Annotated in this window: 19 protein-coding genes and 1 pseudogene; 17 read left to right on the top strand and 3 right to left on the bottom strand. The window is 46.5% G+C overall.

Annotation, left to right across the window (positions count from 1 at the left end; genetic code table 11):
- The first annotated feature begins 1 nt into the window (after position 1).
- The 3 genes from rpiB (at position 2) to ABGT73_RS00860 (ending at position 1,930) form a co-directional block, all read left to right on the top strand.
- Positions 2 to 433: a ribose 5-phosphate isomerase B gene (gene rpiB / locus ABGT73_RS00870; RefSeq protein ID WP_346667965.1), complete on the top strand. Its 432-nt coding sequence runs from the start codon at positions 2 to 4 to the stop codon at positions 431 to 433.
- A complete protein-coding gene (locus ABGT73_RS00865) occupies positions 433 to 1,098 on the top strand; it encodes a ribulose-phosphate 3-epimerase (RefSeq protein WP_346667964.1) in 666 nt (221 codons plus the stop codon). Before rpiB ends, ABGT73_RS00865 begins: the two co-directional genes overlap by 1 nt.
- Before the next feature lie 403 nt (positions 1,099 to 1,501).
- A complete protein-coding gene (locus tag ABGT73_RS00860; protein WP_346667963.1) occupies positions 1,502 to 1,930 on the top strand; it encodes a hypothetical protein in 429 nt (142 codons plus the stop codon).
- Positions 1,931 to 2,380: 450 nt separating this feature from the next.
- Here ABGT73_RS00860 and ABGT73_RS00855 read toward each other — a convergent pair whose 3' ends face one another.
- The 3 genes from ABGT73_RS00855 to ABGT73_RS00845 all read right to left on the bottom strand — a co-directional run bounded on the left by ABGT73_RS00855 (position 2,381) and on the right by ABGT73_RS00845 (position 4,015).
- Complete coding sequence (locus ABGT73_RS00855) at positions 2,381 to 2,884, bottom strand: DUF7000 family protein (RefSeq protein WP_346667962.1); 504 nt, start codon at positions 2,882 to 2,884, stop codon at positions 2,381 to 2,383.
- Positions 2,885 to 3,507: 623 nt separating this feature from the next.
- The gene (locus ABGT73_RS00850; RefSeq protein ID WP_346667961.1) at positions 3,508 to 3,735 is read right to left on the bottom strand and encodes a hypothetical protein; all 228 of its coding nucleotides are present in this window, start codon (positions 3,733 to 3,735) and stop codon (positions 3,508 to 3,510) included.
- Entirely contained in the window at positions 3,710 to 4,015 is a 306-nt protein-coding gene (locus ABGT73_RS00845) for a hypothetical protein (RefSeq protein WP_295342481.1), read from the bottom strand. The genes ABGT73_RS00850 and ABGT73_RS00845 overlap by 26 nt, the downstream gene beginning before the upstream one ends.
- A gap of 256 nt (positions 4,016 to 4,271) precedes the next feature.
- Here ABGT73_RS00845 and ABGT73_RS00840 point away from each other — a divergent pair, with 256 nt between their 5' ends.
- The 14 genes and pseudogenes from ABGT73_RS00840 to ABGT73_RS00775 all read left to right on the top strand — a co-directional run bounded on the left by ABGT73_RS00840 (position 4,272) and on the right by ABGT73_RS00775 (position 13,877).
- The gene (locus ABGT73_RS00840) at positions 4,272 to 5,567 is read left to right on the top strand and encodes a hypothetical protein (protein ID WP_346667960.1); all 1,296 of its coding nucleotides are present in this window, start codon (positions 4,272 to 4,274) and stop codon (positions 5,565 to 5,567) included.
- An 18-nt stretch (positions 5,568 to 5,585) separates the two neighbouring features.
- Entirely contained in the window at positions 5,586 to 6,734 is a 1,149-nt protein-coding gene (locus ABGT73_RS00835; RefSeq protein ID WP_346667959.1) for a DUF5104 domain-containing protein, read from the top strand.
- A 29-nt stretch (positions 6,735 to 6,763) separates the two neighbouring features.
- Positions 6,764 to 7,195, top strand: a complete 432-nt coding sequence (locus ABGT73_RS00830; protein WP_346667958.1) for a hypothetical protein — start codon at positions 6,764 to 6,766, stop codon at positions 7,193 to 7,195.
- 244 nt (positions 7,196 to 7,439) lie between these two features.
- Positions 7,440 to 7,886, top strand: a complete 447-nt coding sequence (locus tag ABGT73_RS00825; protein ID WP_346667957.1) for a hypothetical protein — start codon at positions 7,440 to 7,442, stop codon at positions 7,884 to 7,886.
- A 17-nt stretch (positions 7,887 to 7,903) separates the two neighbouring features.
- A complete protein-coding gene (locus tag ABGT73_RS00820) occupies positions 7,904 to 8,437 on the top strand; it encodes a hypothetical protein (protein WP_087183219.1) in 534 nt (177 codons plus the stop codon).
- On the top strand, positions 8,434 to 8,946 hold the full coding sequence (locus ABGT73_RS00815; RefSeq protein WP_330031150.1) for a hypothetical protein: 513 nt from the start codon (positions 8,434 to 8,436) through the stop codon (positions 8,944 to 8,946). The genes ABGT73_RS00820 and ABGT73_RS00815 overlap by 4 nt, the downstream gene beginning before the upstream one ends.
- A gap of 622 nt (positions 8,947 to 9,568) precedes the next feature.
- Positions 9,569 to 10,105 carry a GNAT family N-acetyltransferase gene (locus ABGT73_RS00810; protein WP_346667956.1) on the top strand — a complete coding sequence of 179 codons (537 nt, stop codon included), beginning with the start codon at positions 9,569 to 9,571 and terminating at the stop codon, positions 10,103 to 10,105.
- A gap of 35 nt (positions 10,106 to 10,140) precedes the next feature.
- Positions 10,141 to 10,467 carry a hypothetical protein gene (locus tag ABGT73_RS00805; RefSeq protein ID WP_346667955.1) on the top strand — a complete coding sequence of 109 codons (327 nt, stop codon included), beginning with the start codon at positions 10,141 to 10,143 and terminating at the stop codon, positions 10,465 to 10,467.
- A gap of 40 nt (positions 10,468 to 10,507) precedes the next feature.
- The gene (locus ABGT73_RS00800) at positions 10,508 to 10,933 is read left to right on the top strand and encodes a protein-export chaperone SecB (RefSeq protein ID WP_346667954.1); all 426 of its coding nucleotides are present in this window, start codon (positions 10,508 to 10,510) and stop codon (positions 10,931 to 10,933) included.
- A 131-nt stretch (positions 10,934 to 11,064) separates the two neighbouring features.
- Positions 11,065 to 11,715 carry an IS3 family transposase gene (locus ABGT73_RS00795; RefSeq protein WP_346667953.1) on the top strand — a complete coding sequence of 217 codons (651 nt, stop codon included), beginning with the start codon at positions 11,065 to 11,067 and terminating at the stop codon, positions 11,713 to 11,715.
- A complete protein-coding gene (locus ABGT73_RS00790) occupies positions 11,699 to 12,679 on the top strand; it encodes an IS3 family transposase (RefSeq protein WP_346667952.1) in 981 nt (326 codons plus the stop codon). The genes ABGT73_RS00795 and ABGT73_RS00790 overlap by 17 nt, the downstream gene beginning before the upstream one ends.
- Before the next feature lie 448 nt (positions 12,680 to 13,127).
- Positions 13,128 to 13,379: pseudogene (locus ABGT73_RS00785) on the top strand (helix-turn-helix domain-containing protein); the annotation flags it as partial.
- 2 nt (positions 13,380 to 13,381) lie between these two features.
- The gene (locus ABGT73_RS00780) at positions 13,382 to 13,636 is read left to right on the top strand and encodes a replication initiator protein A (protein ID WP_346667951.1); all 255 of its coding nucleotides are present in this window, start codon (positions 13,382 to 13,384) and stop codon (positions 13,634 to 13,636) included.
- The gene (locus tag ABGT73_RS00775; protein WP_178610654.1) at positions 13,629 to 13,877 is read left to right on the top strand and encodes a hypothetical protein; all 249 of its coding nucleotides are present in this window, start codon (positions 13,629 to 13,631) and stop codon (positions 13,875 to 13,877) included. The genes ABGT73_RS00780 and ABGT73_RS00775 overlap by 8 nt, the downstream gene beginning before the upstream one ends.
- Positions 13,878 to 13,919 lie beyond the last annotated feature (42 nt).

Below are 13,919 nucleotides of genomic sequence, written 5' to 3'. Positions count from 1 at the left end.
AATGATTGCCATTGGCTGTGATCATGGCGGCTATGAACTCAAACAGAAAATTCTGGCTCACCTGCGGCAACGTGGAGTGGAATACAAGGATTTTGGGTGTGATTCTACGGCGTCCGTGGATTATCCCGCCTATGGCAAGGCTGTAGCCCATGCCGTAGCGTCGGGCGAGTGCGAAAAAGGCATTGTTATCTGTAGTACGGGCATTGGCATCTCTATTGCCGCCAATAAGGTGCCGGGTATCCGCTGCGCCCTGTGCGGCGACTGTTTTTCCGCCAAAGCCACGCGGTTACATAACAACGCCAATGTGTTGGCATTGGGAGCCCTCGTCACCGGACCTGGTCTGGCGTTAGACATTGTGGATCTTTTCATTGATACTCCATTTTCTGGTGAGGAACGCCATTGTCGCCGCATCGCACAACTGGAGGAACGATAATGTTTGAATTGTGCGCCTCCATTCTGGCTGCTGATTTTGCCAACCTAGCTCGGGATGTACAGATAGCTGACTCAGCTGGCGTAGATGCCTTCCATATTGACATTATGGACGGACATTTTGTACCTGCTATCTCCTTCGGCATCGATATGGTGCGTACCATGAGCCGCCTAACTAGCAAACCTTTGGACGTGCACCTCATGGTGGAAAGCCCGCTTCTTTTTCTACCAGGGTTAGCAGGTTTGGGTGTAACACGTGTCTCTGTACATTATGAGATTTCCGGAGGTCCAAATGACGCTCTTCAGGCCATATGTTCCGCGGGCATGCAGGCAGGACTGGTACTCAGTCCCGAAACTCCAGTGAAAGCAGCCCTACCTTATCTGAAAGACATTTCTCAACTGCTACTGATGACGGTGCAACCGGGACGAGGTGGACAAATCTATCTACCCGGCAGCGACGAGAAAATAGCTACTGCTTGTTCCATGCTGCAAGCGCAGAGAAGCAACGCTGTCATTCAGGTAGATGGTGGCATCACCTCCAGCACTTTACCTAGTGCCTACTCAGCAGGGGCTCGGAGTATCGTAGCCGGTAGTGCTGTATTTCATGGAAAAATCAAGGAAAACATTTCTAAACTCAGAAACAATTCAGTTTATACCTTGTGCCATTGATTTGTTATACAACCAAATCGCTCCAGTAAAGATATTGTAGGCTACAAAGGCAACCGGAGAGAAACCAAAAAGGTTTCTCTCCGGTTTTTCTTTAAGAAAACCAGTGTGCAGAAACATTACACTGAAATTGTAAAAAACGGAATCGCTTTTATGCTTTCTCTTACTCGCACGCATTCTTTATGCGAAACAGAAAATTTATTGCCAATTATTTCAGATACATTTTTCACTTCAGAAAAAATATTCGCATTTACTCAACTATACTGCGAGGGATAAGTTTTGACAATAAATTTTCACGCCTTCGCTCCGCTTGCAGCAGGGTGGGTATCGACTCCTTTGACTACCTTTACTTGATACGCTATAATTATGGAAATAATCATCCTATTCATACCGAAGGTGATTGACATTGAAAAAACAACCATATAGAAGGCCTTGGCATTTTTGGTGCATTACCTTGATTGCGCTTTTTTTCTATGCCATTGGCAGTTATGATTTTATAAACGTCGCCATAAAAAATGAGTATTATCTTTCCAAAATGTACACACCAGAAGGCGTAGCTTACTTTTTAGGTTATCCATTGCCGTTGCTCTTCCTATTTGGTCTGAATATTGCAGCAGGACTTTCAGGAATCCTGCTCGCCCTGTTCCATCCAAAGATTTCCTGGAAATCACTTCTTTTGTCCGGCACTGCTAATACCCTTCTTATATTTATCACGGTAACATTCATGGATCGTCTACGCATCATTGGTCTGACCATGACAGGAACGGATATGCTTGTGTGCGCAGCCACCTTTGCTTTGGCATTTTACTATTCACACCTTGAAAACGCCGAATGAACTCTTGAAACGGGCATGCTTTCATAAAAAGGGGAAAGCAATCCTGCATGATAAAAGGAGCTGTGCCGTTGGCAACAGCTCCTTTTCGGTTATTTGTATCTATGATGTTTGTGTGGCACGTTATCATCGATAAATTACTGCATTCTCCACCATTCCGTTTCGAACAGCTTCAGCAAAATTCTTTCCATATTGGATCTTTTCCCTATGTGTGAGTGTTTCCCACATCGAAGGACAAGATATCTTTGCTGTAAACGCATTTCCCACTCTATTTGGAGGCAACTTGCTCGATTAATTTTTTATAACACTACAGCATAACGATCCATTTTTCCTCTTCGTTTTATTTCTTCCAGCATTGTCTTAAAAAGTTGAAGCAAAAAAGATATCCGGGAGCCAGATCTCCATTGCTCACCGTATAAAATCATGTTCGGCTGATCCCTCCGTTCCGCCACCTCAGCGCTCCGTCGTTTCAAGCCGTTGATATTTTTTAATATACTCCTCCAACTCCACTATTTTTCTTTTTATTTCAGCGATGATTACCTCCGGCGCATCGGTCGTTATCTTTTTTCTCGCCACGGTCTTGATTATAAAATCGTTTCTTTCCGGATTGGCGCACATTTCAAATGGGCATTCGGTATAACGCAACCTCTCATAGTAGCTGCATTGGATTTTCCTGCTGTACCCGGAAATCCAAATCTCAAATTCACAGGTGCGGTGCATAAATACGACTTGGATTTTAAGACCTGCCTCTTTCAGGCTTTTCGTTGTAGCCTGAAAGTACGAAAAATCCATTTGATTTTCTACCACTCTGCCCATAAACATATATTCCGGCATCTCTTTTTCCAGCTTTGAAGAAATATATCGGATGAGCTTTAGAATTTGTTGATAACACTTTTGAAGATTGGTTGTCTCCGTGATACGCTTGTACTCTTTAAACAAGTCTTGTTCAAACTGCATCCTGAGCTCTCCTTGTTTTCTGTAATTGATTTATTACCTGCGGCATAGACGGTTTCTTTTGCAAAACAACCCTGATTTTTTTACAAAAAAACCGGTCAACCATTCGGTTGACCGGTTTGGTGGCATGAGTTAACAGAATAGATATATTTGGCAATTCTTGGAAAACCGGCCTTTTTGGAGTAATCAACTGTTGCCAGGCATCCTCCGACCAGATCCTCTGCCAAAATACCTATTCTTTGCACTTAAATTATAGCATGTACAAGGAGAAAACACAACACTTTTACTTCAAGTTATCGTTCTCCACGAGCCCTTTTTTTGCTGGGCTGCTGACTCTGCTTCCACTTCCCTTGGAAGAGTTCTTCGGTAGTACATTCTTCAGGGTAATAGAAGTTTTTTCGCACCCAACCGTTTTCTTGGTAGACTTCCGTAATGATACGATCGGACAGAACCTCAATAATGATATCCTCTCCGATTGATGTTTTCCCAAGGAGCGGTACAGGGTACTGCTCGTGATTCTTACACAATTCACGCATCGAGGCCCAATCGCCCGAATCAAAGACCACTTGCTTCAGCACTTCATCCGATATTCGCAATCATCCTTTCCCATCTATGATGTTCTTCATTCAGCAAGATGTAAAGCACATCGGAGGGTCGGGAACTCCGTCTGTGATTATTTCCTTGGCCATCTCAAGTACAATCTTTTCCTTGAGATAACTGAATTGGCACTCGCCGTCTTCGTTTATGTTACGCTCCAGCAGTTCCTCGATTTCTTTCAGGAGTTGCCGCAGGGTTTCCGCTTGATTCATTTTGTTTTTCACCTTCTTTTCAAGTGCCGGCAACAATGAAGTCATATAAGGCTCCTGGTTCTTTTAGGCACCATTCTTTTGTTCCATCGTCAGTCCAGACTTTATAGTCTGGAGAGGCATCATATAGCCACCAGTCGATGTAATCATACTGGTCGTTGACAGCCTCTTTCAAAACTAGAAGGAGCGCAGTCAGGTATCGGTTCTTACATCCAAATACAAAGTGACCGTCACCTACAGATTCGAGCGCCGCGCCGACCTTCTCGTCGATCTCCCGTTGCTCCATAATCTGGCCCAACGCCGCACAAAAGGTCTCTTTGGTAATCATAGTATATGAATATGAGATCACGGCAGTAGTGACCGGATACTAGTCAGAAGAAGGCGGTGGAGCACTCGTACTAATCATGGAAGAACAGTTGTCAGGACAGAGAGTGGAGATACATTGCGCACAGATACCCTGACTGCCTGGGGTGTTGCCGTTCTCAGCAGATCTGAGATGAAAAAATCTATAAAAACGGTAACTTTTACAGCTTTAATATGGTATTATTATCAGCATAGAAATGTGTTTTCAGAGGAGTGAGGGGATGGACAAGCTATATAAAACAGTGCTCGCAACGGTGACAGCTGCTTCGGTACTCGTCTGCAGCGCCTGTGCGGGCGCTCCGGCAGCAGATCAGGTCCAGGACCCGGATGCCGGAAAAACATTGCCGGAGATGACAGAGAAGATTACCATACCTGCCTCGATATTTAAGTTTGCCAATACAGATATCGAGGACAACATGGAGGCTTTTGAAGATTACTGTACCGATGTAAGGCGTGACGGGGATGATCTAATTCTGGAAGTGACGCCGACGCAGAAAGAAGAACTTATAGAGATGTACGCCGGGTCCATTGACGATGTGCTGGAAGATATGGAGAAAGACGAACAGGGCTATTATGTAGAGGCGGATACCGATCACAGCCGTTTCATATATCATATCGACGAGAATATCGACGGTATTCTACAGGCAAAGATGCTGTTGACGATCACGACATCGGATGTCCTGACCGGAATCATGGAAACAGGGGATCCAAACTGGAGTGTCAGCGCAAAGATCGTGAACTGCCATACGGGGCTGACTGTCGGTGAAGGCACATTTCCGGACGGGAGCATCACCCTCGGGCCCGACGAATGGAAGGCCAGCTATGACGGCGGCGCATGGCTTGGTGCCAGACAGGAAGAGGTTATGGACATGACAGGCCTTACCGGGCCTTATGAGGAACTGACCGATACACAGAAAGGGGTCGTTACATCTGTCGTGCAGATGCTGGACTGGATCGAAGGGAAATATGAGCAGCAGTTTCATTATATATCCTACGCGCCGGGAGACGCCGTCGAGCAGGAACACCTAAAGGTGTATCCGGAACAGGGCGGTGAATCGGATGTTGTGACAGTGTACCGCACCTATGAAAACGGCATGTACCGGTATGAAGACGATTACGGGGCGATCCTGATGCGCCCCGCCTATGAAGAGCAGGTACGCGCATTTGCAGAGCAGTATCTGCCTTCCGAAGGGATAAAGATATACACGGAGATAAAGAACGGCGGCAGCGGCGCGGCAGAAGAAGAAGCGATACTGAACGAGGTTTCCGCCGTGACGTATATTTTTATGGACGACGCCCTGTGTTCAGAACAGTACGAGGCGTTTCTGAAGGCTGTGCCGGACTGGCTGACGGAGAACTGTCAGGGCGTGCCGGCCGGGATCTATCTGCGCATGGCAGAGTCTGAAGCGTGGAAACAGATTGGCAGATCTGATTATGAGGATAAGCTCCGGGAAGATATCTATACCGAAGAGGCGGAGTGCGCGATATCCGGGAGCGGGAAAGTGACCGTATATTAGCTGAAAGGAAGAGAATTTATGAGGAAGGTATTACTGCTTATCGTATGCTGCGCCCTTGTATGCAGTTTGAGCGGATGCATCGTTTTCAGGCGGGGATCATCCAATGCATATCGTTCTGATAAAGAATTGGCGGATGAAATGATAGAAAACATTATCGGGTGCGCAGAGAAGGAAGATGCAAAAGCGTTGACGGGATTATTTTCGCAGTATGCCGGGGACAGTACGCTAAACTTAACGGAACAGGCGGAAGAATTCATAGAGTTTTTTCAGGGCGAATGTAAAAGCTGGAAAGGAAATGCAAGTTCCCATGAAAAAAGTGAACACGGAAAAATAACATGGCGGGAATTGAGAGGGCACTATTCGGTTATTACAGATGAAGCACAATATGAAATCGCATATATTTATATTCCTTTTTACAGAGAAGAACCGGATAAAGAAGGGCTTACTGCGATAGAGATCACTACGGAAGAAACTTTTAACAAGGATGAATTTCTCTGGAGTCTGGATCAGAAACCGGGTATCTATGTGACAGAAACCGGGGAAGAGACGTATTCGGAACAGAGGCTGATCGCTCCGGAAGAACTGATCCGGGCGGCAGGACTTACAAAAGAACAGTACAGCAAAGTTGATCTGGAACAGTTTATTGAGGATTTTGACATCACGACAGAAGATGTGGATACGCTCAACATACCTTTGCTCCTGGAAGAATACGAACCGGAACGCAAATTCGGCATGTATGATGTAAGTTATCTCATTGAAGACGGCATAGAAGAACGCACATCTGATTTTACAGAAAATGTATATGCTGTAGCTTTTATGGAAAATAAGAATACAAGTACAGAATGTGTATATTATGATCTGCCGGACAGAAAAAGGTATCAAACGTCGGACGCGTATCTCTTTGATGACCTCTACCAGATACAGGGCGGATATTATGCGGACGGACAGCAGATCATTGAGGCGTTAGACAAGTATGGTGTTTTTGGCTGGGAATCCGGAACGGGTGAAGAGGAAATTACAGATCCCCAGCATATGGTGCTGGCTGTATTATATGATGACGGAACGGTCTTCCGTGTAGAAGCGTCCGGCTTGTTGTCGCAGGCGCTGCCGGACGAATACGATGAAGTGAAAGAAATGCTTCTGTCAGGAGAATACAGCGGAAGTTAAAAAAGAGTTTTGTTTCAAAGGGGGACGCTATGGATAGCGTGTTTGAAGATGAATTTATGGATGCGCAGTCACGGATTATTTCACTATGTGTCGAATTTGCGGGGAATAGGACTGATAAAGTTTATGCCTATGGCTCTATCGAAGAAAGCAGTATTTCGTTCAATGCATTTTTCAAGATTGATGGTCAGATAAAAACAACAAATAATATAGCTGCCGATCCGGACGCGATATGGGATTTTCTGGATCTTGGGGAAGCGGATCTTGAGAAGATAAGACAAATATGCATACATTACGAAAAACCTGTCCCCACGGAATTAAGAATGATTTATGACTGTAAAAGCGGTAAAATAGACACGGAATATAAGTATGAAAGTATCTGTTCCGCAAAGACGGGGACAGATTCAAGCGAGATTTTTATGAAGTGGTTAGATGAGGTTCGCCAAAGCACATGGAAGAGATAAAACAGCATTGTGAAAAAGTCATACAGATACTCCGTTCCGATTATAGTACGCAGTTACAGTATTCGGGAATAATCAAAAAAATATACGACGTTATGCTGCAGATCATATCCTGCGATAATGTTAATGAACTCCCGGATATCCACTGGAACAGCCTAGCGCGGTGTTTTGCTGACGAAACGACGGATTATCAAAGTCCTATACTCTTTGAGATAGATAAAATTGCGAAGCTGTCAGAGGGAAAATAATGAAACAGTTGAGAAAAACAGAATGGCGGAGAGGATACCCCATAAAGAAAAACCTTGCCCTGTGTGCATGGGGAGTGCTGGCGCTCGCAGGCTTCGCCGGGATACTGGCGCGTACGGAGAATATTCCGTCGCTGGCAGCGTGTGTTCTTGCATTGGCGGGCGCAGTCCTTTCGCTGCCGCGCCTGCTTGGATATTACAGAACTACATATCAGTGTCTGCCCGCTTTGAACCGGCGGCTTACAAAAAAAGAGCAGGAGGAGCTGCTCGAATGTGAAAATTTTGAGACGATCACCGAGTTAAAGTCAGGATCGCTGCGGCGGACAGATTTTGCTGAAAGTGCCTGCTGGCTCCGGATCAATGGAAGATATATCCCGAAAGAACTTGTGATCTTACAGAAAGATATTTGCAGGAAACGGACGATAAAGTTATTGAGCAAGATTGAGTGATTTTAGGAGTGAGATTTATGAGGATTACAGACATTTTTGATGCGGTAAGAGACGCAACTTATTCGGACTTCCGGAAGTTTTATACAGGTGATCCGAATCTATTCCATAAGTATACAGGATTAAGTTTGTTTCAGTTACTGTTTGTCAATGACCACAACACAGACGAAAAAATAAAGATGATTCGATTTTTAATATCTGAGGGGGCGGATGTTAACTTTAAAAGTCCAAAAGATCAAAGAAATGCACTGCATATATTTTACTTTTCGGTTATGAGGCCCGATCCACAGTACATATTAAAAGTAACTCAGCTGCTGGTTGAGGCTGGGGTGAACATAAACGCCAAAGACAAATATGGGGCAATTCCACTTAATTATGCGATTACTGTTGTAAAGCTGCCGACAGAGACGGCTATGCCGGTATATCAATATTTAATAGATCACGGTTCAAATATCTATGAAAAAGACAATTTTGGGAAAGCATGCATTGATTATGCAAAGGAATTTTCATGGAGAAATGATCTTGTAAGTCTAATGGAAGGAACCGAATCATGAGCAAAGTGAGAAGAAAAATAACAAAATATGAGATCATTCTCTGTGTTCTTGTACTGGCGGTCATAGTTGCCGGTCTGCTTCTGCCTAAGACAGGAGAGCTGGTGTTACTGGATGAATTCTGCAATATATCCGTCATATGGATCGTGTGCATCTATGTGGTCGTGCGGGTCATACATAACTGGAAAACAGGGGAAAAAAGTAACAAAACAGCAGGAGTGATCATCGCGGTTTTCTGTGCGGCAGTCTGCATGTGGTTTACGAAGGATTTTGCCGCTGATCTGGCGTCGGGTACGAAGACGGTCACGCTGACAGATATAGAAGTAAGTGAAACACAAGCGCATACCGGCATTTTTTCGCATCATTATTATCTGATGGGGACGGATTCTCAGGGATTAAGGACCCGTGTGGAAATATCAGCAGATGACTATACGATGATGAGCCAGACAGGAAATGGAACTGCGGTTCTTGTGTATTATGAGCATACCGGACGGGCTGTGTCGGCACGCTGAGAGGAAGTTATTGCTACGACAGCATAAGGGAAGTGGTACGCAGGGTTAATCGAAACACCGGGATAGGGATCTTGAACAAAACGACCATATATACAAAGTCCAGACATGTCTCGGTGGAAACCCTTATGACGGGCTATGAAAAGATGGAGTCCTATATAACGGAAAATGTTGCTCCGGAAAAAATCATTATGAAGGAAAGATAATCATTGGCGCCATACCTGCTGCACAGGGCTGTTTTCAGGTCCGTACAAAAAGGCCCTTTATCACAACAAAACCGAACAAACTGCCTGCAAGGGACAGCCGGGAAAAACGGCTGTCTTTTTTCTATGCCCACGAACGGAAAAAGAGCCGATACTGCGGCAGGACATGGGACAGATAAGCACATATCTGTAATTTCCCGGTGCAAAATGCCCATCCTATACAATAAATCTATAAAACCGTATAGGAGGCAGGAAGCCCAAATTACATTTCACTTTCCAGAATCAAATTTACATATAAAAGCACTATACAGGTTTAAGTAAGTGTGATATATTGTATAAAAAGGGTTTGCATTTCTGGAAAAGCACGATCTGTTTTCTTGTTTATCACAATTACAAGTTTTATCTTCAAAGGAAAATGTCTCATGGGAGATCTTACCTTTACAAAAATGACCAAACCCGCGGATCCTTCTTTTTCGTGTGGCATATCCAGTATTGACAAGATGGTAAAAGATTCTTATTTTCTCTGTCTGTTAAAAAGGAGCTACGCATATGAAGTAACCGCTGAGGGAAAGGTTGTTGCCTATTACCGTATTGAATTGCGACGTTTTGACAATTCTAAATTTGATCCTCCTTTGGATGAGCATTCTCTTGATTTATACAATGACTTGTATGCGTTACACATTCAATATATTGCAGTTCGCAAAGATTTTCAGAGGCATCATATAGGCGATGCCATTTTAAAGCATATCTTAAGAAACATTGGGAATATTGTATTTTACTGTCCACTGAGACTGGTCACTCTAGAAGCGTTTCAAGAATTGGTTGACTGGTATAAGGAGTATACATTTGAAGCGCTTGCGCAGAGTCAGGATAATCCGGAAACAACACTTATGTTTCTAGATTTAGTTTCTTCTGAAGATTTAGATAAGATAAACGCCTTGGAAGATGCCTATATGTAAGCGCAAAAATTCTGGAGAAAGGGAGGAATGTGTTTATGATTCAAGAGGTGTATAATATTTCTCGCGATACCATGAGTTCTTTGCTTGATCAATTGCGTTCCCCTTCACGTGAACAAGTTTTAAAGAGAGAAGCGTTAATAAAGCGTCTTCAAGCAGAAATTCCTACGGTTATTTCTGGAGACTCAGAGATCGACCATTTCGAAGATCTGGACCTTAGTTTCTTAAAGGATACTCCGTTCAGTTATTCTGAACTGGCTATACCAGAGGATCATTCTTCTGTACACATTGCAGTAAATCAACCAATTTGTAATGAGTCGGAAACTTCTTATCAAAATGAAATAATGATTGTAACTGCGGCGTAAGTCTCCTGTAAAAGCATTGCAGAAAATCGGGTGAAACATGATGAGCCAAAACAATAGCATGACTCCTATCCAAAGTGTTTTGAAAATCGACCCAGTCGTGTTTGACGAACTGTCTTTTCAGCGCAAGGGTTTTGAGAACAAAAGTGCAGATGTTCAGACGAATTTGGGTGTAACAAGACAAGTCACAAAAATTTCCGATGGACAATATCGCGTTACGGTTCAGGCGATTGCTACACGCCAGGATGAATATGTTGCCAAGGTTCAAATTAGCGGGTTTTGCTCTATTGATGAGAACTTGGAAAATAAAGACGCTATACTCAACAACAATGCCGTTGCTATTCTCTTTGCGTATGTTCGCTCACAATTAACATTGCTCACGTCGCAGCCTGGGACATCCCCAATTGTTTTGCCGGTAATGAATATCGCAAAAATGATTGAAGAATCAGAAAAGCAAAGCCAAGACTAATTCGAGATTCTATCTTTTCTGTTATTTAGAGCCTCCTTCGGGAGGCTCTTTTTCTTTTCCTACTTGCAAGTGCCCTGTTCATGTGTGTTATAATCTCTCCTGCATGTCAAAAAAAGGAGGTTTATAGCAACATGCGATATTCTGAAACCGTACATCAGGAGGCTTATCAGCTCTTCCTGCAAGGGTACGCCTGCCGGCAGATCAGTGAAACCTGCCACGTTCCCTTGCCGACCATCTACCTGTGGCAACGCCGCTGGCGAGAAAAGCTGTCCGGGCAAACGCTGAAGGATTTGCCCCTGGAGGATGCCGGAACCCTTCTGCTGACCACCCAGGCGCTCCGCCGGGAGCTGGAGGAGGCCCAGCGGGATCTGCAGATCCTGCACGAGAGCGGCATCCTGCGCACCATTCCCATCCGGGACCGGTCTCTCTTTGCGCGCAAATACGCCGACCAGGTCCCCTACATTTACAAAGTGTTCGAACTCAGTTCCAGTGCCTTCTTCCGTTACCGGAAAGAATCCGCCGTGCCCTCTGAGCGAGCCAAACAACAAGCGCTGTACCGGAAAGAGGTACAGCGCATCTTTTTGGAAAGCGGCGGGCGGTTCGGTGCGGAGCAGATCCGCCAGAAGCTGCGGCGAAAAGGCATCCGCTTAGGCAAAAAGCGCATCCGGCAGATGATGGACGCCATGGGGCTGATCAGCTGTGAGCCGCTGCAGACTGAATATCTGCCCCGGCAGCCGGAGGTTCCTTTCGTGGCGGAGGGCAGCCATGTCGAAATTCTATGACGATGCCCGGAAGTGGCAGCTCTACGTCCGGCACCGGCGGGGCCGGACACTGACGCAGCTGCAGGATGAAACCGGCATCACCGACAAGCCCCTGCGCGCATGGTTCCGCACCTTCGACGCCCAGCTGTCCTGTCCCGGCAACCAGGATCCGCTGCGGCTGCAGGAAGAGCTCCATGCGCTGCGGGAGCAGCACCGGCAAACCACCGCAGAGCTGGAGGCTGTGCGCACCATCGTCCAGCAGGCTCTGCCGGAGTTCACCCGCTTTCAGGCCGCTTGCCGCTGGATTCCCGTCTACGGTCCCAACCTGACCTGCCGGCTTTTCGGCATCCGCAAATCCAACTTCTACTACCGCACCCAGCGTCGCCCCGCCAAAACCCAGAACCAGCAGCGGGACGAAGTGCTGCGCCCGCTGGTGGAAAAACTCTACCTGCGCTCCGGCAAGCGGATCTCCTCCGAGGAAATCCGGCAGAAGCTGCTGACCCAGGGCATCTCCATCAGCAAGCGGAAGGTTCTTTCCTTCTTGCGGGAATGGAAGGCAGACAAGGGAACCACTTCTGCCCGTATGTCTGCGGCGGCAGCCAGGCGCCGCTTCTGCCATCTCAATCTGCTGGATCGCCAGTTCAATCCAGAGGCTCCGAACAAAGCCTGGGGCAGCGACATCACCGAGCTGCACTATGCCGGCGGCAAGGTCTACCTGTGCGTTGTGCTGGACTTATTCTCCCGCAAGGTCCTGGCAGCCAGGGCCTCCTGCCAGAATGACACCGCCCTGGTGGCCCGGACCTTTGAGACCGCCTTTCTCCGGAGAGGACGCCCCCGCGGGCTGCTTTTTCACAGCGACCAGGGCCGGCAATACACCTCGGATTATTTCCGGGAATTGCTGGAGGAGTTCAGTGTCCGGCAGTCCTTTTCGACGCCCGGCGTTCCCTATGACAACGCCGTCATGGAATCCTTTTTGCCAGCCTGAAGAAAGAAGAATACCACCGGTATTTCTATAAAAGCATCGGCGCACTGTTGGATTCCTTGCGGCAGTACCTGCTCTTTTACAACCGGCAGCGCCCCCACAGCCGGTTGGGATACCAGACACCGGAGGAGATGGAACAGCTGTATAAAACGAAACAGGCGGCCAGTACATTGACTGACCGCCTGCTTCCTGCCGACAACCTATAAACTATAAAATCCGGATCTGAATTGTAAAGTGAAAACTTTCAAAATTCAGATCCGGATCAGTGGTACGAGTGGCGATACAGAACTTTTTGAAAAACCCAGTAATATCAATGGTTTTCGGGCATCCGAACAGAAAAATATCTTGTATATCCCCCCACATTAGGGCGGCTGTTTTGAAGCAGCCGCCCTTTTTCTACCCCTAAATCCAGTGTGCGTTTTAGGGTGGAAAATCCCCTGTTTTTTCGCCTTTGGGCGGCGCAAACGAGGCCGCCCATATCCTTTCCCTCATGGGAGGCCGGGCGGTGATACAGGGGCGCAAAACCACCGAAACGAACACTTTTCAAAACCAACGGAAGGAGGTATCCAACATGGCGGTATTCCGCATTGAGAAAACCCGCGATTACACGGTGATGTCCAACCATCACCTGCGGGACAAGTCGCTCTCGCTGAAAGCGAAGGGCCTTCTCTCCCTCATGCTCTCCCTGCCGGAGGAGTGGGACTGTTGTACGCCCTGCTTTTAGACCGGGCGGGGATTTCCAAAAAGAAAGGCTACATCGAAACGGATGGAACCATCCGCCTGTACTTCACTGTGAAGGACGCTAAATCGAAACTCCGACGGAGCAGGCAGGTGGCAACGCGGGCGTTTCACGAACTGGAATCCTGCGGCCTGATCGTCCGCCGGAAACAGGGCCTTGGCAGACCGGCTGTGATTACCCTGAATCTGCCGGTTGGCGAAAGGAGGGGCGCCGATGACTGATGAACAAAAGCTATATGAACTGCTGAAAGATTTTGACCCCGCTGTGGGAGAACGGATGGAAAAACATTTCAGGGACGGGGCGTTTTACTTTGACCTTGGCGGCAGCAGCTATCCCTTCTTTGAGGGGAATACCGTCTACACAGTCATTCCCCACTTTGCGGAAAAAGGCTCGGAAGGGATCGTGAAGAAACTCAAGCGGCTGATGGAGAAAGATTTGCAGGAAAAAGAATCAGAGACATAGCTGAAAAATCTAAACCGAAGCGTTATAATAAGGGCAACCGTT

This window comes from uncultured Subdoligranulum sp. (genome assembly GCF_963931595.1).
Taxonomy (GTDB): domain Bacteria; phylum Bacillota; class Clostridia; order Oscillospirales; family Ruminococcaceae; genus Gemmiger.
Note: the sequence above shows the minus strand (reverse complement) of the source record. Positions and strands in the feature narration are given on the sequence as shown.

Excerpts from the sequence above, each read along its gene's own strand:
- rpiB (WP_346667965.1), top strand. The coding sequence starts at position 2 with ATGATTGCCATTGGCTGTGATCATGGCGGCTATGAACTCAAACAGAAA.
- ABGT73_RS00865 (WP_346667964.1), top strand. The coding sequence starts at position 433 with ATGTTTGAATTGTGCGCCTCCATTCTGGCTGCTGATTTTGCCAACCTA.
- ABGT73_RS00855 (WP_346667962.1), bottom strand. The coding sequence starts at position 2,884 with ATGCAGTTTGAACAAGACTTGTTTAAAGAGTACAAGCGTATCACGGAG.
- ABGT73_RS00850 (WP_346667961.1), bottom strand. The coding sequence starts at position 3,735 with ATGACTTCATTGTTGCCGGCACTTGAAAAGAAGGTGAAAAACAAAATG.
- ABGT73_RS00845 (WP_295342481.1), bottom strand. The coding sequence starts at position 4,015 with ATGATTACCAAAGAGACCTTTTGTGCGGCGTTGGGCCAGATTATGGAG.
- ABGT73_RS00840 (WP_346667960.1), top strand. The coding sequence starts at position 4,272 with ATGGACAAGCTATATAAAACAGTGCTCGCAACGGTGACAGCTGCTTCG.
- ABGT73_RS00835 (WP_346667959.1), top strand. The coding sequence starts at position 5,586 with ATGAGGAAGGTATTACTGCTTATCGTATGCTGCGCCCTTGTATGCAGT.
- ABGT73_RS00830 (WP_346667958.1), top strand. The coding sequence starts at position 6,764 with ATGGATAGCGTGTTTGAAGATGAATTTATGGATGCGCAGTCACGGATT.
- ABGT73_RS00825 (WP_346667957.1), top strand. The coding sequence starts at position 7,440 with ATGAAACAGTTGAGAAAAACAGAATGGCGGAGAGGATACCCCATAAAG.
- ABGT73_RS00820 (WP_087183219.1), top strand. The coding sequence starts at position 7,904 with ATGAGGATTACAGACATTTTTGATGCGGTAAGAGACGCAACTTATTCG.
- ABGT73_RS00815 (WP_330031150.1), top strand. The coding sequence starts at position 8,434 with ATGAGCAAAGTGAGAAGAAAAATAACAAAATATGAGATCATTCTCTGT.
- ABGT73_RS00810 (WP_346667956.1), top strand. The coding sequence starts at position 9,569 with ATGGGAGATCTTACCTTTACAAAAATGACCAAACCCGCGGATCCTTCT.
- ABGT73_RS00805 (WP_346667955.1), top strand. The coding sequence starts at position 10,141 with ATGATTCAAGAGGTGTATAATATTTCTCGCGATACCATGAGTTCTTTG.
- ABGT73_RS00800 (WP_346667954.1), top strand. The coding sequence starts at position 10,508 with ATGAGCCAAAACAATAGCATGACTCCTATCCAAAGTGTTTTGAAAATC.
- ABGT73_RS00795 (WP_346667953.1), top strand. The coding sequence starts at position 11,065 with ATGCGATATTCTGAAACCGTACATCAGGAGGCTTATCAGCTCTTCCTG.
- ABGT73_RS00790 (WP_346667952.1), top strand. The coding sequence starts at position 11,699 with ATGTCGAAATTCTATGACGATGCCCGGAAGTGGCAGCTCTACGTCCGG.
- ABGT73_RS00775 (WP_178610654.1), top strand. The coding sequence starts at position 13,629 with ATGACTGATGAACAAAAGCTATATGAACTGCTGAAAGATTTTGACCCC.